At 36.2% G+C, this 21,618-nt stretch carries 18 protein-coding genes and 3 pseudogenes; 15 read left to right on the forward strand and 6 right to left on the reverse strand.

What is annotated here, in order from left to right; all coding sequences use genetic code 11:
* Positions 1-12: 12 nt before the first annotated feature.
* Entirely contained in the window at positions 13-1,185 is a 1,173-nt protein-coding gene (locus LA754_RS01655; protein ID WP_077188163.1) for an NADH-quinone oxidoreductase subunit D, read from the reverse strand.
* 275 nt (positions 1,186-1,460) lie between these two features.
* On the opposite strand from LA754_RS01655, the gene LA754_RS01660 reads away from it, so the two are divergent.
* The 5 genes from LA754_RS01660 to folD all read left to right on the forward strand — a co-directional run bounded on the left by LA754_RS01660 (position 1,461) and on the right by folD (position 5,721).
* Positions 1,461-2,639, forward strand: coding sequence for an aspartate aminotransferase family protein (locus tag LA754_RS01660; protein ID WP_006280024.1), 1,179 nt, complete (start codon positions 1,461-1,463; stop codon positions 2,637-2,639).
* Between the two features lie 88 nt (positions 2,640-2,727).
* Positions 2,728-4,011 (forward strand): HlyC/CorC family transporter, encoded by a 1,284-nt coding sequence (locus LA754_RS01665; RefSeq protein WP_265030226.1) that lies wholly within the window; start codon positions 2,728-2,730, stop codon positions 4,009-4,011.
* 13 nt (positions 4,012-4,024) lie between these two features.
* Positions 4,025-4,291 (forward strand): DUF2312 domain-containing protein, encoded by a 267-nt coding sequence (locus LA754_RS01670; RefSeq protein WP_006280026.1) that lies wholly within the window; start codon positions 4,025-4,027, stop codon positions 4,289-4,291.
* Complete coding sequence (locus LA754_RS01675; protein ID WP_006280027.1) at positions 4,284-4,859, forward strand: UbiX family flavin prenyltransferase; 576 nt, start codon at positions 4,284-4,286, stop codon at positions 4,857-4,859. Before LA754_RS01670 ends, LA754_RS01675 begins: the two co-directional genes overlap by 8 nt.
* Entirely contained in the window at positions 4,843-5,721 is an 879-nt protein-coding gene (folD, locus tag LA754_RS01680) for a bifunctional methylenetetrahydrofolate dehydrogenase/methenyltetrahydrofolate cyclohydrolase FolD (protein WP_006280028.1), read from the forward strand. Before LA754_RS01675 ends, folD begins: the two co-directional genes overlap by 17 nt.
* A gap of 480 nt (positions 5,722-6,201) precedes the next feature.
* Here the strand turns inward: folD and LA754_RS01685 are convergent.
* Positions 6,202-7,303, reverse strand: a pseudogene (locus LA754_RS01685) (IS3 family transposase).
* A 104-nt stretch (positions 7,304-7,407) separates the two neighbouring features.
* Here LA754_RS01685 and LA754_RS01690 point away from each other — a divergent pair.
* The 4 genes from LA754_RS01690 (at position 7,408) to LA754_RS01705 (ending at position 9,862) form a co-directional block, all read left to right on the forward strand.
* On the forward strand, positions 7,408-7,593 hold the full coding sequence (locus LA754_RS01690; RefSeq protein ID WP_006280029.1) for a hypothetical protein: 186 nt from the start codon (positions 7,408-7,410) through the stop codon (positions 7,591-7,593).
* Positions 7,574-7,915 carry a hypothetical protein gene (locus LA754_RS01695; protein WP_006280030.1) on the forward strand — a complete coding sequence of 114 codons (342 nt, stop codon included), beginning with the start codon at positions 7,574-7,576 and terminating at the stop codon, positions 7,913-7,915. The genes LA754_RS01690 and LA754_RS01695 overlap by 20 nt, the downstream gene beginning before the upstream one ends.
* 39 nt (positions 7,916-7,954) lie before the next feature.
* Complete coding sequence (gene fsa / locus LA754_RS01700) at positions 7,955-8,596, forward strand: fructose-6-phosphate aldolase (RefSeq protein ID WP_236515101.1); 642 nt, start codon at positions 7,955-7,957, stop codon at positions 8,594-8,596.
* Between the two features lie 336 nt (positions 8,597-8,932).
* Entirely contained in the window at positions 8,933-9,862 is a 930-nt protein-coding gene (locus LA754_RS01705) for an ankyrin repeat domain-containing protein (protein ID WP_006280032.1), read from the forward strand.
* Between the two features lie 3 nt (positions 9,863-9,865).
* On the opposite strand, the gene secA is transcribed toward LA754_RS01705, so the two are convergent.
* Positions 9,866-12,526, reverse strand: coding sequence for a preprotein translocase subunit SecA (gene secA, locus LA754_RS01710; RefSeq protein ID WP_006280033.1), 2,661 nt, complete (start codon positions 12,524-12,526; stop codon positions 9,866-9,868).
* Positions 12,527-12,745: 219 nt separating this feature from the next.
* Between secA and LA754_RS01715 the strand changes: the two genes are divergently transcribed.
* On the forward strand, positions 12,746-15,994 hold the full coding sequence (locus LA754_RS01715) for a tetratricopeptide repeat protein (RefSeq protein WP_006280034.1): 3,249 nt from the start codon (positions 12,746-12,748) through the stop codon (positions 15,992-15,994).
* A gap of 38 nt (positions 15,995-16,032) precedes the next feature.
* On the opposite strand, the gene odhB is transcribed toward LA754_RS01715, so the two are convergent.
* Positions 16,033-17,205 carry a 2-oxoglutarate dehydrogenase complex dihydrolipoyllysine-residue succinyltransferase gene (gene odhB / locus LA754_RS01720; RefSeq protein ID WP_006280035.1) on the reverse strand — a complete coding sequence of 391 codons (1,173 nt, stop codon included), beginning with the start codon at positions 17,203-17,205 and terminating at the stop codon, positions 16,033-16,035.
* Positions 17,206-17,895: 690 nt separating this feature from the next.
* Between odhB and LA754_RS01725 the strand changes: the two genes are divergently transcribed.
* The 4 genes from LA754_RS01725 to LA754_RS01740 all read left to right on the forward strand — a co-directional run bounded on the left by LA754_RS01725 (position 17,896) and on the right by LA754_RS01740 (position 20,217).
* Entirely contained in the window at positions 17,896-18,075 is a 180-nt protein-coding gene (locus tag LA754_RS01725) for a hypothetical protein (RefSeq protein WP_077190172.1), read from the forward strand.
* Between the two features lie 97 nt (positions 18,076-18,172).
* A complete protein-coding gene (gene hemC / locus LA754_RS01730; protein WP_006279934.1) occupies positions 18,173-19,051 on the forward strand; it encodes a hydroxymethylbilane synthase in 879 nt (292 codons plus the stop codon).
* Positions 19,042-19,929, forward strand: coding sequence for a UDP-N-acetylmuramate dehydrogenase (murB, locus tag LA754_RS01735; RefSeq protein WP_006279935.1), 888 nt, complete (start codon positions 19,042-19,044; stop codon positions 19,927-19,929). The genes hemC and murB overlap by 10 nt, the downstream gene beginning before the upstream one ends.
* Before the next feature lie 96 nt (positions 19,930-20,025).
* Positions 20,026-20,217: a hypothetical protein gene (locus LA754_RS01740; protein WP_006279936.1), complete on the forward strand. Its 192-nt coding sequence runs from the start codon at positions 20,026-20,028 to the stop codon at positions 20,215-20,217.
* Positions 20,218-20,240: 23 nt separating this feature from the next.
* Here the strand turns inward: LA754_RS01740 and LA754_RS01745 are convergent.
* Positions 20,241-20,764: pseudogene (locus LA754_RS01745) on the reverse strand (IS5 family transposase); the annotation flags it as partial.
* A 77-nt stretch (positions 20,765-20,841) separates the two neighbouring features.
* Between LA754_RS01745 and tnpA the strand changes: the two are divergent.
* Positions 20,842-21,279 (forward strand): IS200/IS605 family transposase, encoded by a 438-nt coding sequence (gene tnpA, locus LA754_RS01750; protein ID WP_006279552.1) that lies wholly within the window; start codon positions 20,842-20,844, stop codon positions 21,277-21,279.
* Between the two features lie 41 nt (positions 21,280-21,320).
* Here the strand turns inward: tnpA and LA754_RS01755 are convergent.
* Positions 21,321-21,617 (reverse strand): annotated as a pseudogene (locus LA754_RS01755) (transposase); the annotation flags it as partial.
* Position 21,618: the final 1 nt, after the last annotated feature.

Below are 21,618 nucleotides of genomic sequence, written 5' to 3' on the forward strand. Positions count from 1 at the left end.
GGGTACCAATGATTACCTATCAATCTCACCAAAAACTATATCGAGTGAGCCAATAATTGCTGCAACGTCAGCAAGCATGTGTCCTTTTGCCATAAAGTCTAAGGCTTGTAAATGCGCAAAGCCAGGTGCTCTTATTCGGCACCTATAAGGTCTATTGGTACCATCTGAAACTATATACACTCCAAACTCACCTTTTGGTGCCTCAACAACTGCGTAAGCCTCACCTTCTGGTACGTGATATCCTTCTGAATAGAGCTTAAAATGGTGAATCAGAGCTTCCATAGATTTTTTCATCTCTGCTCTTGACGGTGGAGAAATTTTTCTATCTTCAGTTTTTATTTGCCCTTCAGGCATTTTCTCTATGCACTGCTTCACCAAACTGATAGATTGCCTAATCTCTGCCATTCTAACTAGATAACGGTCATAACAGTCGCCATTTTGGCCGATCGGTATATCAAAATCTAGTTGATCATATATCTCATATGGCTGGCTTTTTCGCAAATCCCAAGCAAGCCCAGCAGCGCGCAACATTGGGCCACTAAAGCCCCAATCAAGTGCCTGTTTAATTGATATTGCACTAATTCCTACAGTGCGTTGCTTCCATATCCTATTTTCTGTTAAAAGTTCATCAACATCGTCTATATATTTTGGAAATTGCTCTATAAACTTTGCAATATCCTCAATCAAATCTTCTGGAACATCTGCTGCAATTCCACCTGGCCTGATGTAAGCTGCGTGAAACCTTGCACCTGAAGCTCTTTCGTAAAATTCCAGTATTTTTTCTCTTTCTTCAAAGAGCCATAAAAGAGGGGTCATTGCTCCAACATCAAGTGCTTGAGAAGAAACGTTCAGTAAATGATTTAGTATTCTCGTCAGTTCACAAAACAAGACACGTAAATACTTTGCCCTAATTGGCACTTCACATTGCAACAATTTCTCCACACAAAGTGAATATGCATGCTCTTGTGACATTGGTGATACGTAATCAAGGCGATCAAAATAAGGCAAAGCTTGAAGATACGTTTTATGTTCTATTAATTTTTCAGTACCGCGGTGCAAAAGCCCAATATGGGGATCTGCCCTCTCGATCACTTCACCATCCATCTCTAAAACAAGACGCAACACTCCATGTGCAGCTGGGTGCTGAGGTCCAAAATTTAACATCATTGTCTTTAGATCGGGCATGTCCAGTAGTTTAAGATATTAAAATTGTATAGGCTAAAGTGCGCTCAAAGTCAATAAACTTCTTGCATAGGCTACAACTATCATTCAATAGAAACAAAAACTTTTACAATGGCTAATAAGTGTTGGTAAAACCAAGTCACTTTAGCTATAGAATGACAAAAAAGGTTTGCATTAGCCAAATTTTTAGTTGAAGTAGCATAAGAGGTTAAAGGAAAAGCTTTGTGTTAATGGATTCATTTCAGGTATAGTATAGATAATACCACAATACTTATAAAATGGATCATGTTGTTAATGCGTATAATAGACTTGACACTCCTATAGTCAGGGGAGAAGGGGCATATCTTTTTGATGAAGATGGTAAAAAATATTTAGATTTTGCTGCAGGTATTTCTACAACTTCTTTAGGGCATTGTCATCCATACATTACAGATAAGCTGAAAGAGCAATCGAGCTCATTATGGCACTGCTCTAACATTTTCACTATTCCCGAGCAAGAAAGGCTTGCCGAGCGTTTAACAACCCTTACTTTTGCAGATAAAGTTTTTTTCTGCTCAAGTGGGCTTGAAGCAACAGAAGCTGCAATTAAGTTTATTCGTCGTTACTTTTATTCAAAAGGGCAAGCAAAACGTAATCGTATTATTACAATTGAAGGAGGCTTTCATGGCCGCAGTATTGCTGCAATTTCTGCTGGAGGCAATGAAAAATCACGCGAAGGTTTTGCTCCGCTCCTTTCTGGTTTTGATAAAGTGCCAAGAAATGACATTAAAGCATTAGAAGAAAAAATCAACAATGAAATAGCTGCTGTATTTTTAGAGCCCATACAAAGCGAAGGTGGAGTATATCCACTAGACGTAGAATATCTTCAAAAAGTAAGGGAAATAACAAAAGCTCAAGGAATAATTTTGTGCTTTGATGAAGTGCAGTGCGGATATGGACGCATCGGTTCTTTATTTCATTATCAAAATGTCGGCATTGAACCTGATATGCTAACCTGTGCAAAAGCTATGGGTAACGGTTTTCCTTTAGCTGCATGTTTAGTGAAAGATTATATAGCAGAAGCAATCACTCCAGGAACTCATGGATCAACCTATGGTGGCAATCCACTTGCCATGACTGTTGGTAATGCAGTGCTCGATATAATGCTAAAAGAAGGCTTTTTTGATCATGTTAAAAAAATTAGTAAAGATTTAAAAGAAAAGCTGTTGCTTTTAGCTAAAGAATTTCCTGAGATGATTTTAGAAGTTCGTGGAGAAGGGTTACTAATGGGAATAGAACTAGCAACTCCTGTAGCTGATAAAATTATTAGTCGATCTCTTGATAAAGGTTTAATAATAACTAGGGTTTTAAACAACAAAGTAGTAAGGGTAACCCCACCACTTATCATTGAGGATGAGCATGTGAACGCAGCGTGTAATATGCTTTATGATTTGTTTTTTAAGATTAAAGGTATATAAAATTCGGCAATATAAATTCAGGCTTGCAAATGCCTCTCATAACATGTAAAATTAATTTTATTTTTTATCACAATAACATCGTACTTTAATGGATTGGTTATTGGTCTTAGTATCATCAGCAATTTTTGTTTTGTTAGTTTTATCGTTTTTGTTCTCAGGAGCAGAAATAGGCTTAACCTCAATTAGCCGTTCTCGAGTTAATAAGCTAAAGCTAGACGGTAACAAAAAAGCCAGGGTAATAGATCGCTTATTAAATAGGAAAGAATTGACAATAGGAACGGTATTGCTCGGCAATACAATTATTAATATTACTTGCTCTGCTTTATTTACAGCAATATTTATCAATCTTTTTGGAAATGAGGGCATTCTCCTATCAACAATTATAATGACATTTTGTATTTTATTGTTCTGCGAAGTTCTACCAAAAACTTATGCTATTCAAAATCCTGAAAAATTTGCATCATTTTCTGCTTATTTTGTATTGTTTTTTGTAAAGATTTTTTCTCCATTGACACTAGGTATTCAATTTATTGTTAACCTCATCCTAAAATTATGTGGGCTGCATAAAGATAAGGAAGTGATATCTGCAGCGGATGCAATGCGTAATATGATTACTCTTCACCGCAGTGAAGGAACTATGTTGCAACAGGATTTAGATATGCTAAGCAGCATACTTGATTTGGCTGAGACAGAGATATCACAGATTATGACCCATAGAAGAAACCTATTTTCTCTTGATATAGATCGGAATAAAGAAGAGTTAATAAGAGAGATTTTAACCAGCAGTCACAGTAGAGTACCTTTATGGCAGAAGGAACCAGATAACATTGTAGGTGTAATTCACGTGAAAGCTCTAATAAATGCTTTGCGTGAAAAGAATAATAAAGCGGAAGAAGTTGACATTACCCAAGTTATGTCAAGGCCTTGGTTCATACCAGAAAGTACACCGCTCAGCGTGCAACTTCACAACTTCCGTAAGAACAGGAAACACCTTGCATTTGTTATTGATGAGTATGGAGCACTGCAGGGAATTGTAACTCTTGAGGATATACTGGAAGAAATAGTTGGAGAAATTTCGGATGAACATGATTTGATTACGGAGAATTTTATAAAGAAAATATCTGATAATATGTATCACATAGAAGGAAAATCTACTATTAGGGACATTAACAGGCAGTTATACTGGAATCTCCCTGATGAAGAAGCTACAACTCTAGCAGGTATGATTGTAAATGAAATAGAGCGCATTCCTGACGAAGGCGAGGAGTTTTCCATGTATGGGTTTCGCTTTAAGATTTTAAAAAAAGATAAAAATATTATTACTGTTGTTGAAGTGCAAGTAAAAACTGGTAATACTAGTAGCAGCAATTAATTAGTGGAGTTTCATGGAAGATACAGTAAAAATAACGGCTGAAGAGTTAAAGGGTTACATAGAGAGAATCGAAAAACTTGAACAAGAAAAGAGGGATGTGCAAGGTCACATTCGTGATGTATATGCAAAAGCCGCAGATGAAGGTTGGGATATAAAAGTGATGAAACAAATTATTAGGCTGAGGAAGATGGATGATGATGACAGAGAGGAGCAAGAAATATTGCTTGATACCTATAAACGTGCATTGGGAATGAGCTACGAAGAAGAGTTAAGTGAATAGCAGAATTGTAATTGGAATAAGTGGAGCATCTGGTTCTATTTACGGTGTGCGTATTTTAGAAGCGTTGAAAGACGTCGATTATGAAACTCATTTAGTGATAAGTCGTGCTGGGAAAATAACTTTAGCTCACGAGATTAAAGAAAAACTTGAAGATATTACATCACTTGCAGATTTTTACTATTCTGAAGAAAAGATTGGAGAAAAAATAGCAAGCGGCTCATTTAAAACCTCAGGGATGATTGTAGCACCATGCTCTATGAAGACAATGTCTGAAATCGCATCAGGTGTTACTTCCAATCTATTGACAAGGGCTGCAGATGTAACGCTAAAAGAAAGAAGAAAGTTAGTTCTTATGGTGCGAGAGTCACCACTGCATCTTGGGCATTTACAAAATATGTTAAAATTAACGGAGATGGGAGCAATTATTGCTCCACCAGTGCCTGCTTTTTATATTAAACCGAAATCGTTGGATGATATTATTAATCATTCTGTTGGCAAAGTATTGGATTTATTTGATATCAAATTACCCGACTTTAAGGAGTGGCAAGGAAGTGACAATTATTATTGATGGTAAAAAAATAGCAAACGACCTATGTGAGAGGCTATCACAAAAAATTGATATTTTAAAGAGAGAGTATAACATTTTTCCTTGCCTGAAAGTAATTCTCGTGGGCAGCAATCCAGCAAGTCAGGTTTATGTTCGCAACAAACAGAGAAAAGCAGAATCAATAGGCATAAGTTCTGAGACCATTGTTTTGCCTGATAATATTTCAGAAGATGAATTAATTGAAAAAATCAATGAATTAAATGAAGATCCATCTGTGCATGGCATTTTAGTGCAATTGCCTTTACCAAATCATATTAGTGCAAGCAGAGTAATTAACACAGTAAGTGTTGAAAAAGATGTAGATGGCTTTCATGATGAAAACGTTGGCAAATTAGTTAAAGGTGAAAAAAACTGCCTTATACCTTGCACTCCTAAAGGTTCTTTGCATTTAATTAAGTCAATTGAAGAGAACCTTTCCGGTAAAAACGCAGTGGTAATTGGTAGGTCAAATATCGTGGGCAAGCCAATGTTTTACCTGCTATTGCAAGAAAACTGCACTGTCACCATCTTGCATTCACAAAGCAAGGATTTAGCTGAATATTGCTCTAAAGCGGATATAGTAGTTGCAGCAGTCGGAAAGCCAAATTTTGTTCAAGCAGACTGGATAAAGAAAGGTGCAATAGTGATCGATGTTGGCATAAATAGCGTTAACGTAGGAAAGCTTGTAGGTGATGTTGACTTTGAAGGAATAAAAGGGAAAGCCAAAGCTATGACCCCAGTACCCGGGGGCGTTGGCCCAATGACCATTGCATTTCTAATGATGAACACTGTTATTGCTGCTTGCTTGCAAAAGGGAGTTGATGCTTCTGATTTCATTAGTTGAGGTATGAAGAGGAAAGCTATATGAAGATAGAATGTACCATATCACAATTAATAAAAAATTGAGATTTTTGAAATTCCTCAGTAGTCAAATTTATTAGATATTTAGGATCATCATCTATTCTTTTTTCTTTACAAGTATAGCTAAAGTGGCTTAGGTTTACCTACAATTTGAAAAACAACAAATTCGTCATTCCGCTACTCGTTAGCGGAATCTATGCTGAGATACCGCGGCGGTATGACGTAGGGAAACCTTTCTTGGGTTAGCTATAGTTAGTGGAATTGCAAAGTTTCTAGGCATAAAAAGCTTTGAACCTAATATATGAGCCAAACTTGATTTTCCAACCGTAGATACACCTGTAATAAAAATAATAGTCTTCATTTTGTGAATTTACTTGCTATATGAACTATCGGAGAAATTTTTTTATAGTTTATAGTATCTGACCTTACCCAGAAAAAGTGGAGAGAAAGTGTGGAATGTTTTTTACAGAAAGAATGATGCATCAAATTGTTCTGGAATGCAATAGTTAATAGTGACGTTGTTTGTTATAAAAAATTTCTATGTATTCAAATATTGCAGTTCTAGTTTGTTGAGCAGAGTGTTGTGAAGTATCAATAAGTATTTCTCTTTTCAATGAGCTAAAGAAGCTTTCTGCAACAGAATTGTCGTAACAACAGCCTTTATTACTCATCTATATTCTTTACAGTAAGAGATATTGATACCCTTGCGCAGTATATTGTGAACCTTGGTCACTGTGCAGCAGTAGATTTTTAACAGGTTTACGCCTATTAATGGCCATTAATAAAGAGTTCATAACCAATTGTTTATTTGTTGCACTACTCATTAACTACCATACGTGAGAATTATTGCTGCCAAATATAGCCATCCCTCCTTGGTTTTGATGTAAGTAATCCCATACTTTATTTGGTTGATCAACAATAAAGTTTTGATCTAGTATATTGGGAGCTACAGCTCTATTATCTGTTTGTTGTTTTTTAATTTTAAACTTTCTTCTCAGTATAGCCCTGATGTCATTTTTCTGCATAATACTTTGCACCGTTTTCAAATTGCAACTTTTACCCAAAGCCTTCAATTCAGCATGAATTTTAGGAGCTCCATATCTACATTTAGAAACTTGATATATTTTTTGAATAGCTTCGAGTAGCTCTTTATTTGCTGATTCTCTACTGCTTATTTTTCTTGTGGTCCACTTATAGTAGCAACTAGCAGAAAATCCTACATAATTCCTGTACTTTATAGCAGTTACTATGCTCTTTTATAAAAAAATATTTTACTCTTTTTGACTGGCCAGGGCTTTTTTTTAAATGTCTCTTTCCCTTGTTACTTTTGCTAACTCTTTCTGTAAATCAAATCTCTCTTTGTCGTAAGGAGCCATGTTACCTCTACCTGGAAATGCATCTGCTGCCGACTTTTTTTCGTTGTGTTTCTTTATCCATTTTCCTAATAAACCACCCTTTATTCCTAAATCCTTTGCTGTTTTTGTAATTGTTTGACCTACCTTTCTTTGTTCATTTGCCAGCTTAACAGCTTCCAATTTGAATTCTGCCGTATATTCTCTTACCATTTCTAATCCTCCAAAATTTTATTTTACCCAAAAAAACTCTTTTCTTTCTCTCCACTTTTTCTGGGTAAGGTCAATATACCAGTGCCGAAAATAGTTGACAAAGATTGTGTATACTTATTACAATTGTCTGGGTACCAGAAGTTTTTACGGCAACAAAGTATGCACTAACTATAAGTAAGGAAGACTTTAAGCAGGCAATAAAAAAAATGAAGGAACGTTTAAAAGAGATTAAAGGAGAGAAGAAAAAGGTAAAAGGGAATACGGCAGAAAATGAATCTTATTACAAATAGCATAAAGGGCTTTTATTCTAGTGTTAAATCGGACCTAGATTGGCAAGCCAGACGTAGTCTTATTAGGACATTAGTAAAAGAAGTCAACATTGATCTTGATAAAGTAGATGTAGTATTTAAGATCAAAGAACTTGAAAACCCCGCCCAGAATGGACAAAATCAAAAGATGGTACATTGTCTAAGGGGTCTGGGCACTGGGATGACATCTTTTTTCTTGGTACAAATTACTCTTATGTCTCAATATTTGTACAGTTGTGTTATCGGCCGTTTGATGTTTACAACGCAGGAAGTTCATACGGTTGTAAGTCAAGCGGTAGGATGACAAGATTTTGCAAGGGTATTTTTTTTATAGGAGATTAATATGGAAATTTTTCTTGATAGCGTTGATTTAAATGAAATTAAAGAACTAAAGGAGTTCATTGACGGCATAACAACTAATCCTTCTTTAATAGCAAAGTCCGGGCGTAAAGATAAATACGAGGATTTAGTGCGTGAAATATGCTCTATTATAAAAGGGCCTGTTAGTGTTGAAGTTGTTGCAGATAGCCATGAAGAGATGATCACAGAAGGTCTGAATTTAGCAAAAATTGCTGATAATGTTGTGATCAAATTACCTCTTACACATGAAGGATTAATTTCTTGTAAAAAGTTATGGACAGAGCATAAAATACCTGTTAACATCACGTTATGTTTTTCTCCTGGACAAGCACTGCTTGCCGCTAAGGTCGGTGCTTGTTTTATTTCCCCCTTTATTGGTCGCCTTGATGATATAAGCTATGATGGCTTATCGCTAATAGAAGATATATGTACTATATATTCTAATTACGGTTTTGATACTAAAGTTCTTGTTGCATCAGTGAGAAGCCCAGCGCATGTAATAGAAGCTGCAAGGCTTGGTGCTGATTCAATTACTGTGCCAGCAAAAGTACTTAGACAATTAATTAATCACCCACTTACTGACCAAGGACTAGCAATATTTGAAAAAGACTGGGGTGTAAAATAATAAACGGTTACAAATGAACATAAAAATTGGCGTATCCGTTCAGGCAATGGCGTCAACTTAAGAGCCTTCATTAGCAAACTCTCCTAAAGACATGATGGCGTTTGCTACCTTATTGCGGCTGCCCTGGTCGAATTTTAACTTTATAGCTAACCCAAGAAAGGTTTCCCTACATCATACCGCCGAGGCGCTAACGAGTAGCGGAATGACGAATTTGTTGTTTTTCAAATTGTAGGTAAACCTAAAGCTATAGAAAAAAAGAAGAACCAGTTTCTTAGTTTTTCATTGACATAATCCACTCCATATGCCATAATAAAATTTTATATCTTGGAGAAGGAAATGACATTAAGGTTAACACTACAAGAAGTCAACAGTAGTCCAGATCTGAGTAAGGAAAATTTAATTGATAGAATTAAAGATAAGCTGCAGCAGGAAAATCAACTTACATATGATGAGTGGAAAAAAAACGAATTTGATATAAATTACACGTTTATAGTGCTCAAGTGCAATTTATTACTTATAGCAGCTGAAAATGGCTATGAAAAAGTAGTAAGATACTTAACAAAAAACGGAGCTAATGTTAATGTACAAGATGAATGGGAAAAAACCTCCTTACATTATTCTGCTCAGCATGGGCATGCACAAGTAGTAGAAGTTTTGCTAGAAGAAGGAGCAGACGTTAATGCACAAAATGAAGATAAAGGGACTCCTTTGCATTATGCTGCTTATAGTGGTCATATAGAAGTAGTAAAACATCTTATAAAAAAAGAGGCAGATGTTAATGTAGTGGACAGATATGGAAGAAGTCCTTTACATTATGCTGCTGAGAATGGATACACACAAGTAGTAGAAGTTTTGCTAGAAGAGGGAGCAGACGTTAATGCACAAGATAAAGACGGAAGAACTCCTTTATATTATGCTGTTTATTACACTCATGGTGAACATCCAAGACTAAATTATCAACATCCAAAAGTAGCGAAACTTCTGCTAAATTATGGTGCAGATCCATCATTTATTCATAGACCTGAAGCTATAACAGCAGGAATTACTGTAGGTATATTAGCTGCCATTGTTGCTCCATTAGCACTCATTTATGCTACTGCATTACCTGCACTAGCAATAGTTGGAATTACTGTGGCATCTGCACTGATCGTTGGTGGAATTTCCTATGGGGTTGCATATAAGTCATCAGAGCATTCATTAAACAGTAAGCTAAGTGAGGTTAGCTGCAGTAATGTTGATGGAAATAAACAAACTGTACAACCATAATTATTAATTCACCACAGTAACCGCGCCGTGGCAGTGTTTGTACTTCTTTCCAGAATTACAAGGGCACTTGTCGTTTCTTGAGACTTTGGGAAGTCTGCTATTTCTAGCAGAATGTAACCTATTGCCTATCTCTTGGTTATCTGCCAACTTAAAGTGCGCTAGGCGGTGAATGGTGAGTTCCTTCCATTTTTCAAGCATTGACTCAAACATCAAGAAAGCTTCGCGTTTAAATTCATTCAGTGGATCTTTCTGCCCCATGGCACGTAGGCTTATGCTTTGTCTTAGGCTCTCTAGAACTGAAAGGTGTTCCCTCCATAAATGATCAAGTGTCATTATCATCATTTGCTTCACGATCGTATTCCACAAATCTGTAGTGTGCTGACTGTTGAAATATTTTTCTTTCTCAGTAAAAAATTCTTGTATCTTATCATTTATATAATCCAAAGCTTCTTGTTTGTTTAAAAACTTTGCTAAATCTTCTTTATCAAGCGTTATTCCATACCTTGTATGGAATTCTTTGACTATATCTTCAATATAATCCTCATAATAGCCACTTTGGACTATACCTTCTATTACGCTCTCATTTACTTCGCTATATACTTCAAGTAAATCATTAATTTCGTTGCCTAAGATATTGTTTCTCTGCTTAAAAATAACTTTACGTTGGTTGTTGATTACGTCATCAAACTTAAGTAGAGATTTCCGCACGTCATAGTTTCTAGCTTCAACTTTCTTTTGTGCTTTCTCGAGTGCCTTATTGATCCATGGATGATGAATAGCTTCGTTATTCTTTAGCCCTACTTTTTGTAAAAAACTTCTCATTCTATCAGAGCCAAATATTCTCATTAGGTCATCTTCGAGCGATAAAAAGAACTTAGAAAGTCCAGGATCCCCCTGACGACCAGAACGGCCGCGTAATTGATCATCTATTCTCCTGCTTTCATGTCTTTCGGTTCCAACCACACATAAACCACCAGCTTTTATAGCAATTTCCTTATCTTTTTTTACTCTTTCAACTATTTCTTGGTATTTTTTTTCTCTTTCATCAGCATTTTTTATCTTCTTTAGCTCCACCTTTGCAATCATTTCAGCATTTCCACCAAGCTGAATATCAGTTCCACGTCCTGCCATGTTAGTTGCTATAGTGATACTACCTGGCACTCCAGCTTGCGCTATTATGTACGCCTCTTGTTCATGATAACGAGCATTTAATACTGAATGCTTAAGAGAATGGCTTTGCAAAAGCGCAGAAAGCTTCTCAGAGTTTTCGATGCTCACCGTGCCAACAAGGACCGGTTGAAGGCGTTTGTAGCATTCTTCTATAAACTTCAACACAGCATTAAATTTTTCCTTTTCTGTACCGTAAATTTCATCATCAATATCAACTCTTTTTACAGGTACATTGGTTGGAATTTTTACTACATTTAATCTGTATATATCACGAAACTCTTCTGCCTCTGTTGCTGCTGTTCCCGTCATTCCGGAAAGTTTATTGTACATACGAAAGTAATTCTGAAATGTGACCGATGCTAAAGTTTGGTTTTCATGCTGAATTTCAAGATTCTCCTTCGCTTCAAGTGCCTGATGAAGACCATCGGAATATCTCCTGCCCTCCATCATACGCCCAGTAAATTCATCAATAATCACTACCTTGCCATCCTTTACTATATAATCTTTATCAGCAGTAAACAGCTTATATGCACGTAATGCTTGGTCTATATAATGAGTCATTATCATGCTGTCAGTATCATAGAGCGAGGAATTTTCAGGAATGAGATTGTATGACCTTAGTAGTTCCTCCACTCGTGAAATACCATCTTCAGTCAAGAATACCGTTCTACCTTTTTCATCTACTTCATAATCGGAGTCAACTAATTTGGTTACTATTTTATTGATATGCTTATATATCTGATTGTTTTCCTCAACCGGGCCAGAAATAATAAGCGGAGTGCGAGCTTCATCAATGAGTATTGAGTCCACTTCATCAACTATTCCGTAGTGAAAGCCTCTCTGAACCATGTCTTCTTGAGAAAATTTCATATTGTCTCGCAGGTAATCAAAGGCAAGCTCGTTATTTGTGGAATACACGATATCTGCACTGTAAGCCTCTTTCCTCTCTTCGTCTGTCAAGTTATTCGTAATAAACGCAACAGAAACCCCAAGAGAATTATATAATTTGCTCATCCACTCTGTGTCTCGTTTTGCAAGATAGTCGTTAACAGTTACGACATGTACGCCTTTCCCTTCTAAGGAATTTAGATATGCTGCTAAAGTTGCAACGAGTGTCTTTCCCTCTCCTGTTTTCATTTCTGATATCATGCCATTGTGGAGCACCATTCCACCAATCAGTTGAACATCAAAGTGCCTCATGTTAAGAAACCTTCGAGAGGCTTCACGCACAACTGCAAATGCAGGTACGAGAAGATCATTTAACGTTTTCCCATTTTTCAATTCTCGATTGAATTCTTCAGTTTTACCAGCAAGCTCCTCATCAGATAAGCTCTGCATTTCTGTTTCTAATGCATTTATTTGCTGAACAATTTTCCTAAAGGATTTTATTATCTTCTTGTTTGTTGATCCAAATATCTTTCTTATAAAAAAGAATGACAACGTAAAAATAAAAAATATAAGAATGGCTGTCAAAATTAGCGGAGAATCTAGCATAAACTTAAGTAAAGTCTTATTTAATATGAGATTATATTACTAAATGCAGCCTACAGCAATGACATATTAGATTCGGGGAATCTTTATGCTTAAGACAGCAAACAAAATTGACCCTGTTTGGCACTGTTATTACAATGTTAAAGAATCTGTTGCATTATCTTAGGCACTTGGTGACTTTAATTTTTTATAGAAAGAAGTTATTCGTAGGTTTAGTAGGGTATGAATGTAGAAAACAAACAGTCTGAAGTACTTAGTAATCGTGCATTTAAGAAGAGAGATGGCACATCAACAGGTGATCATGGTCGCAAGTATGAAGTAAAATTATTAATGCTGTATCTACTTCATGGGTTAAGTAGTAAAATTGACTTTTGGTTAGCATCAAACATAGAAGGTTTTGGAGCCTTTGATGATATTTTTTTTGAGTATAAAGATCAGAAGAACAAATCGAGAATTATCTTGGTTCAAGCTAAGCACTGCAATACACATCGCTCTCCGAAGAATATTACTTTTGAAGATTTGTTTATTGATGGAAATGATAGAAAGCAACAGAAAGAAGATTTCGGGTTAAACAAATATTTTGAATCTCATCCTGAGATTAAGCAAAACCCTGAGTGTAAGAACAGTGATATTACGCTTGTCATTCATACTAATGTCAATGTGAACCTAAAAAAAGGTACAGAGAAGCAAGGAAGCGTAGAAACATTAGAGAAGTATCTGGAAGAGTCAAAGTTAACAAATGATAACACTTTAAATATTTATGAAGGTCAAAAAGGAACGTGCTACAAAATAAAAAATCATACTGAACTGAAAAAATACTTCAGTTGTGGTAGTGACGATGAAATAGAAGATTTTTTACTTAGAATAAGGTTTGTAGTTGATCAACCTAATCATTCAAAATTAGATGATATTATTAAGAAAGAAATAGGGAATATATACAAAATATCAGGGGAAGAAGATATTGATACGGTTTTTGTCCGTGTATTTGACAAGGTAGAGAAATGGTGGGCACAAAAGGGTAGCAAAGTTTCTTATCTAACAAGAAAAGACGATTATTTTAGGGAAGCTATAGAACATCTTTATAGTCTCAAACCTAGAGAAGATCTATTTGAACGGTGGAACATTCCACCTAAAATAGCTAGTGGAAATTTCATTGAACGAGAATATCGCAATGAAGAAATAGTAAATCATCTAAAGACAAAAAATGAGCCAGTTATATTAACTGCTTTGTACGGGTTAGGTGGAGTAGGTAAAACACAGTCAGTGCTAGATTTTATTCAAAAACATGGGAAAGAATACAAGGCAATATGTTGGTTTAATGCAAAAGATGAAGATCAACTACTCAGTGAATATGTTAATTTAGGAAGAAAATTAAATATTATTCACGATGAAGACAACATTTCTATTGCACAGCGAGCTTATTATGTGAAAAACTGGCTAGAAGATTCTAAACGTGAAGGCTGGTTGTTGATTTATGATAATGTATCAAATTATGAAGTCATTTCTAAGCTCAGACCTACAAAAGGCGGCAAAATAATAGTTACGTCTCGTAATACTGAATGGCCACAAGGGAGTATAGGTGTAGACGTTTTTACTCCTCCAGAATCAGAATTATATGTTAAGAAAATTCTAGGCCAGGTTTCAGAAAGCGATAGGCCAAATATAGGTATATTGGCAGAAAAGTTAGGTAGATTACCTTTGGCATTAGCTCAGGCTTGCGCTTACATCAAAGAAAACAAAATGACTATCTCACGTTACTTAGAAATTTATGCAGAAAGGAAGCTTTATTTATTATCTCATAAAACACTACCTAAGGATTCTAACCATGAGCCTGTGTTTATTACTTGGGATATTACAATGGACGCAATTCGTAATGAGTCTAAACTAGCAAGCAAGTTGTTAGTAGCTTGTGCATATTTAGACAATGATATTCCTAAAGATTTGTTAAGAATATTTCCTGAGATTGTAGAGAACAATTCTGAAGAAAAACCTTTTGAAGAAGTATTAGGTATATTATTGAGATATTCGATGCTAGTGTCCAATGAGCAGAGTAGTAGTGTTTCTATTCACTGTTTAGTACAAGATGTAATTAGGCTAAAGTCAAAGGAAAGTGGAAAAATTAAAAAAGATATAAAAACCGTTTTTCAATTATTAAAAGAAAGCTTCCCTGACGACAGTGACAAATTAGAAGATTATGCTAAGAAACGACAGTTGTTACCACATTTAGAAACGTTCTTATCACATATAGATGATTGGCTAGGAAAAAATCCTTTAGAAAAGCAAACAATAGAGAAGGATTATCTTGTGGATTTGTTAATACGAATGAGTGATGGATATTATTACTTGGGTAATCCTAGAAGACAAAAGGAGTCGCTTGAACGGGTTTTACCTATCTTTAGAAAACATTATGGATCTGATCATTTTATAGTCGCCACGGCACTGACAAACCTCGGTATCGCTTGCGGGGATTTAGGTGATCACAAGAAAAAAAAGACGTTGCTTGAACGGGCTTTACCTATTTCTGAGAAACATTATGGCCCTGACCATTTCGAAGTTGCTGCCATACTGACAAACCTAAGTAGTTCCTACGGGACTTTAGGCAATCATGATAAACAAAAGGAGCTTCTTGAACGGACTTTAACAATTAAAGAGAAACATTATGGCCCTGACCATTTCGAAGTTGCTAGGACACTGGCAAACCTTGGTAACTCTTATAGGGCTTTAGGTACTCCTCAAAAAGCAAAAGAGTTGCTTGAACGAGCTTTAGTAATTCAAGAGAAATATTATAAACCTAATCATTTTGAGGTTGCTAGGACACTAGTGAATCTAGGTAATGCTTACAGGAATTTAAGTGATCCTCAGAAGGCAAAAGAGTTGCTTGAACGAGCCTTAGTAATTCAAGAGAAACATTATGGCCCCGATTATTTTGAAGTCGCTATTACTCTGACAAACCTTGGTATCTCTCATGTGGATTTAGGTGACTATAAAAAACAAAAGGAGTTACTTGAACGGGCTTTAGCAATCAAAAAGAAACATTACAGGCCTGACCATTTTGAAGTTGCTAGAACACTGGCAAACCTCGGTAATTCTTATAGGGTTTTAGGTAATCCCCAGAAGGCAAAAGAGTTGCTTGAACAGGCTCTAGCAATTCGAAAGAAACATTACGGCCTCGACCATTTTGAAGTTGTTAAATTACTGGCAACCCTCGGTATCGTTTATGGCACTTTTGGCGATCATCAGAAAGCAAAAGAGTTGTTTGAACGAGCTTTACCTACTTTTGAGAAACATTATGGCTCTGGTCATGTTCAAGTTGCCAAACTACTGGCAAATCTTGGTATTGCCTATGGCGCTTTGGGCGATCACAAGAAACAAGAGAAATTGCTTGAACAGGCCTTGCCTATTTTTGAGAAACATTATGGCCCTGATCATCCGGAAGTTGCTAAACTGCTGGCAGAACTAGATGACATTTAGGTTTTTAGCAATACTGGATTAACAACAATTCATTTGAGCTACACTTCCAAAACTAATCTATTTGGATCTTCTATATAATTTTTTATTTTAACGAGGAAAGTTACTGCTCCTTTGCCGTCAACTATTCTGTGATCGTAAGAGAGAGCAATGTACATCATAGGTCTGATTTCTACTGCATTACCAACAGCAACTGGCCTGTTTTGTATTGAATGCATTCCAAGTATTCCAGATTGCGGAGGGTTTATTATCGGAGTAGAAAGAAGCGAACCGTATACTCCGCCGTTTGAGATAGTGAATGTTGCACCTTCCATTTCTGATACTTGTAATTTACCTTCGCGAGCTTTTTTGCCAAGAGCAACCAAAGCCAACTCAATTTCTGCAAATGACATCTGATCGGCACCCCGAATAACTGGTACAACAAGACCTTTATCGGTGCCAACAGCAACACCTACGTCATAGTAATGTTTATATATGATTTCATCGCCTGAGATTTCAGCGTTAATTTCAGCAATTTCTTTCAATGCTTGCACCGTTGCCTTTATAAAAAACGACATAAAACCAAGTTTTATTCCATATTTTTTTTCAAAGGCGTCCTTATATTTTGCTCTTAGATCCATGACATTTTTCATGTCAATTTCATTGAACGTGGTCAGTATTGCAGCAGTATTTTGCGATGCTTTCAAACGAGCGGCAATTACTTGCCTTATTTTGCTCATTTTTACTCGTTCCTCTCTTTGCTCTCCATTTACTACACTTTTTGGCAATTCATATTGTTTTATTGCAGGTTGTTCAGCTTTGTTCATATGGCCTATCACATCTGCTTTTGTTATTCTGCCTCCCATGCCAGTTCCTTTGACGCTTTCTGCACTGATTGCATTTTCTTCCATAATTTTACGAGCTGATGGAGCATCTTTTTTAGCAGCACTTTCGCTTTTATCTTCTTTTCTCGCTTCCTCTTTTACTTCTCCCATGGAAAGCTTTGCTAACAATTGATCAGGACTTATTACATCATCTTCTTTTACAAGAAATTCAGTTATTTGCCCTGAAGCTTCTGCAGTTAATTCGAGTGCTGTTTTGTCAGTTTCAATTTCAAAGATCAAGTCATCTACTTTTACTGCTTCTCCAATACCCTTCTTTATTTTTACTATACCTTCTGTAACTGATTCACCACCAAGAGTTTTTGGTGCTCTGATTTCTATAATTTTGCTCATAAAACAACTTCCGTATAAAACTTTCTATAGATTTATACATGAAAAGAGACATGTAATAAACTAATAAATTCATTGAGGCTCTTATCATTTAGAAGTGACAAACGGATAACATATTCCCAAATGTCATTCCAGCACGTGACGCTAGGCCATAAAAATTCCTTGACAAGCTTTGTCAGCCCCCCTATCATGGTACTGAAGCTATTTATTTATCTTCGCAATCTGTGCAGGTTAATGACAAAAAACTTAGGGTATTTGGCGTCTCATGTTTAATTTTTCGCACTGCGTGCATCGCATGTCTTTAAAAATTTTTAGGTTTTTACCTATATAAGCCGAAACGCGCTTACAAAGCGTTTAAGACAGCAAAAAACGTCAAATTGACAAGGGAGAATTTGAATGCTAGCTACTACGGGGTTTCTTTGCCTTTTTTCCTGCTTAGTAAATTTCTTAAACACTTGCGGTGTAGGTTAGTTGCAAGTTAAAAGCAGCTAAATCGCTCTTAATCAAGCGTTTTAGAATAAAAAAAACGCCGATATTTTAGTACATAGTAAATAGCCAACCACCACGGGGCTTCTTTTGCCTTTTTTTTCGCTTGGTAAATTTTTTAATATTTATAGCTAAACGACAACCGTCATCCCGCTACGTGTTAGCGGGATCTAGAGATACCGTGACGGTATGACGGTTCGCGGTGGTATGACGATAAGGTTTATACCTTGTCATGCAAGTAGCTTGACACTAGAATCCAGTAAGCTTGTTTATGCATATAAAAGGTTATTATTTTGTAAAGGCAAAGTTGCTTTTGGTTTTAAGTTAGAGTACAATAAATGCAAAGGCTCATATAAACTGGATCCAAGTAGTCAGCTACTCGGATGACGTCAGAGAGAGGGTAACCGAAGTTCATGCGATACACGTTACCAAAGTGTTTAAATAATTAATTAGGTTAAGGTTTGGTATTCAAACAGTCGTACATATGCTAGTCAAAATAGGTACCAGAGGAAGCAAGCTTGCAGTTGCCCAGGCTTTGGAAGCAAAACAAAAGTTGCTGGACTCTTTTCCTAACTTATCTATTGAAATTGTTAAGATAAAAACTTCTGGAGATAAGTATGCAAACGCAAATCTTGCTGAAATAGGAGGTAAAGGATTATTCATTAAAGAAATTGAGGCTGAATTGCTCGAAAATAATATAGATATGGCAGTTCATTCGTTAAAGGATGTGCCTGCGTTTTTCTCAGGGGGCTTAACAATTCCTTGTGTTTTAGAAAGGCTAAGTCCATGCGATGCGTTTATTTCTCATAAACACAATAGCCTTGAGTCTTTGCCACAACAGGCTATTATTGCCACTTCTGCAATAAGAAGAAAAGTTCAGTTACTAAATTTTAGACCAGATTTAAATATAGTACCGTTACGTGGAAATGTAACAACTAGATTGCAAAATCAAAGTTTTGATGGAATAATTTTAGCTGAAGCAGGGCTCATAAGATTAGAAAAACATCACTTAATTACAGAGGTATTGCCACCAAAAGTTATGTTAAGTGCAGTGGGACAGGGAGCGATTTGTATTCAATGTAGAAGGAATGATGTAAAAATTATCGATCTTTTAGAGAAAATTAATAATAATATGTCTTTTATAAGAGTGAAATCAGAGCGCAGTTTTATGAAGACAGTGAATGCTTCATGTTTTACACCACTTGCAGCTTTGGCTGAATATGTGAGCGAAAATATGCTACATCTTCGTTGTATGTTGGCAGATGAAAAAAATATATACTTCACTGAGCGCACTTCATTTATAGAAGATGCGGAGAAAATGGGTATGGATGCAGGGTTAGAGTTGAAATCAAAATGCTTATAAGCTTACCTAAAGTACGTGGAGTCTATCGTTATGACATCTTAATGTCTAAAGCAACGTGGTTAAATGTCGGTGGACGAGCTGATATATTATTTAAACCACGTGATATTGAAGATTTAACATGCTTGATTAAAAACACTGAGTTGCCAATCAACGTTATCGGTGCAACATCCAACATAATAGTGCGGGATAGTGGCATTCGAGGAATAATAGTAAAATTGGGTAAGGAATTTTCATATATAAAAAGTAAAGGTAACAACTCCATTGTTGCAGGTGGTGCTGCGCTGCTCAGGAACCTTGCTTACTTTGCAGGAGAGCAACAAATTGGTGGACTTGAGTTTCTAGTTGGAATTCCAGGAACAGTTGGTGGCGGAATAGAAATGAATGCAGGTGCGTATGGTAGTGACATCGCAAGCGTTGTACAATCCATAAAAGCAGTGAATCTAGAGGATGGAAACCTATATGAGTTCTCCAGCGAAGAAATGGGGTATTTTTACCGTGGACATAGCCTAAAAGGAAATTGGATTTTTGTTGAAGCTGAGTTTAAAGGAGTAAACTCAGAGTATGAGCTTATACTGCAAAGGTTAAAGGAAGTTATTGAGAGGAAAAATAAAAGCCAGCCAATAAGAGGAAAAACTGCTGGGTGCATATTCAAAAATCCAAAAAACTACCGAGCATGGGAGTTAATTGATAAATCTGGCTGCCTAGGGTTAAATATTGGTGGAGCTAGAATCTCTAAGAAACATTGTAACTTCTTGCTCAATTACGATAATGCAACTGCATCTGACTTGGAAAACCTTGGCAACAAAGTAAAAGATGCAGTAAAGGATAAATTTAATGTTGAACTTGAGTGGGAAATAAGGGTTTTGGGTAGCTATTAGATAGTTTTTATAGCTTATGTATATTCGTTCAGGAGAACGGCAAATAAGGTAGACAAGTAATCTAAAAAAATAATCATAGAGAAAACGTGAGGTAATGTGGTTAATCTTGTAGAACTTTGCAAGAATCTAGAGAGAAAAATAGCAAAGTTATACCAATTCTCATTATTAGTGAATCAAATAAGCGATATTGCAGAGTTATTTAATTGTGGAGTGAGAAAGAAAGGCAATAGTATGGCTTTTTTTCCATTGTTGCCTATCCGTTTGTTGTGCAGTGGGAATTGGTATTAGAGGTTGTCCGGAAACAAGTAAATTCAAGCATATTCCCTCTTTAACATAACCCTACTCATAGCTAGGTATATGAAATTCTCAGTGGATGTTGTGAGTAAATCATACTCCTTCGATAGCCTTCTATTCCTATTAACCCAAGCAAAAGTCCTTTCTACAACCCATCTTCTTGGCTGTACTTTAAACCCTTGTTCTCTTGTTGGTAGTAGCTCAGGTGGCGTATCTTTGTGCACCCAAAATCTACATGGAGGCCTTGTAACAATTTCAATATCTATGTCATATTCTTCCTTTATGTGATTCTTTAAATTTCTTCCTTGGTATCCCATGTCAGCCCACATTTTTTTAACTTTAGTATATTTTGTTCTCATATTGTTTAATGCTATTTTAATACCATCTCTATCATTTTCGTTAGCAGCGCCTACGTAACAACCTAGTATAAAACCCTGAGTGTCTGTAATTATATGCCTTTTTCTACCCTTTACTTTTTTACTTCCATCATAGCCTTTGATCCCCCCTTTTCTGTAGTCTTTACAGATTGACTTTCCATAAGATGGTACAAGCCTCCACCTTCTAGGTGGAGAAACTTTAGTTTGTCAATGTCATAACTGTACTTTATAAAGTATAGTTATGACGGAATATGACAAAGGAAAACACACTGTATTTTATCATAGGTACCATATAGTCTGGATTACAAAATATCGGTACAGAGTATTAACTAAGGCTATGAAGGAGAGAATACGAACAATCATAGCAGAAGTATCTGAAGAAATGGGGATTAAGATAGAAAACGGAGTAATATCATCAGATCATTTACATTTATTCGTAGTAATACCTCCTCATATAGCTGTGAGTGATTTTGTTCAAAGAGCCAAAGGCAGGTCTTCACGCAAAGTTCAACAAGAATTTCCAGAGCTAAATAAAATGTACTGGGGAAAGCGTTTTTGGGGAAGAGGATACTTTAGTGCTACCAGCGGACATATCACAGATGAAGTCATTAATGAGTACATCAATAAACATACAGATGCACATCAGCCTCATTCTATATCTAGTATAAGATTGGAGTAGCTTTAGCTTCTCATCGCGCTTCCAGCGCTATATCCAACCTTTCGGCTCTCAGCCGATAGTGGTTGAGTATCTACTATACAGGCACTCGGCTGCTCATTCCTTCCTATTTTTCTTCTACTATATTTTGTAATTTCATAATTCATTTTCTCAAAAATTCCCTGCTTCTTCCATTGCCTGAACTGCTCATACACAGTCTTCCATAGCGGAAAATCATTTGGTAAATACCGCCATTGACACCCTGTACGCAATACATAGAAAATTGCTTCTAATATTTCTCTTTTGCTATACTTTGGCGGCCTTCCTCCTTTCTTGTATGATACTCTGAAGTGTTTTTCTATT

Source organism: Wolbachia endosymbiont of Muscidifurax uniraptor (assembly GCF_054149795.1).

Bases quoted from the DNA above. Each gene is read 5' to 3' on its own strand.
- LA754_RS01655 (WP_077188163.1), bottom strand. From the start codon at position 1,185: ATGCCCGATCTAAAGACAATGATGTTAAATTTTGGACCTCAGCACCCA.
- LA754_RS01660 (WP_006280024.1), top strand. From the start codon at position 1,461: ATGGATCATGTTGTTAATGCGTATAATAGACTTGACACTCCTATAGTC.
- LA754_RS01665 (WP_265030226.1), top strand. From the start codon at position 2,728: ATGGATTGGTTATTGGTCTTAGTATCATCAGCAATTTTTGTTTTGTTA.
- LA754_RS01670 (WP_006280026.1), top strand. From the start codon at position 4,025: ATGGAAGATACAGTAAAAATAACGGCTGAAGAGTTAAAGGGTTACATA.
- LA754_RS01695 (WP_006280030.1), top strand. From the start codon at position 7,574: ATGAATCTTATTACAAATAGCATAAAGGGCTTTTATTCTAGTGTTAAA.
- fsa (WP_236515101.1), top strand. From the start codon at position 7,955: ATGGAAATTTTTCTTGATAGCGTTGATTTAAATGAAATTAAAGAACTA.
- LA754_RS01705 (WP_006280032.1), top strand. From the start codon at position 8,933: ATGACATTAAGGTTAACACTACAAGAAGTCAACAGTAGTCCAGATCTG.
- secA (WP_006280033.1), bottom strand. From the start codon at position 12,526: ATGCTAGATTCTCCGCTAATTTTGACAGCCATTCTTATATTTTTTATT.
- LA754_RS01715 (WP_006280034.1), top strand. From the start codon at position 12,746: ATGAATGTAGAAAACAAACAGTCTGAAGTACTTAGTAATCGTGCATTT.
- odhB (WP_006280035.1), bottom strand. From the start codon at position 17,205: ATGAGCAAAATTATAGAAATCAGAGCACCAAAAACTCTTGGTGGTGAA.
- LA754_RS01725 (WP_077190172.1), top strand. From the start codon at position 17,896: ATGACGATAAGGTTTATACCTTGTCATGCAAGTAGCTTGACACTAGAA.
- hemC (WP_006279934.1), top strand. From the start codon at position 18,173: ATGCTAGTCAAAATAGGTACCAGAGGAAGCAAGCTTGCAGTTGCCCAG.
- murB (WP_006279935.1), top strand. From the start codon at position 19,042: ATGCTTATAAGCTTACCTAAAGTACGTGGAGTCTATCGTTATGACATC.
- tnpA (WP_006279552.1), top strand. From the start codon at position 20,842: ATGACGGAATATGACAAAGGAAAACACACTGTATTTTATCATAGGTAC.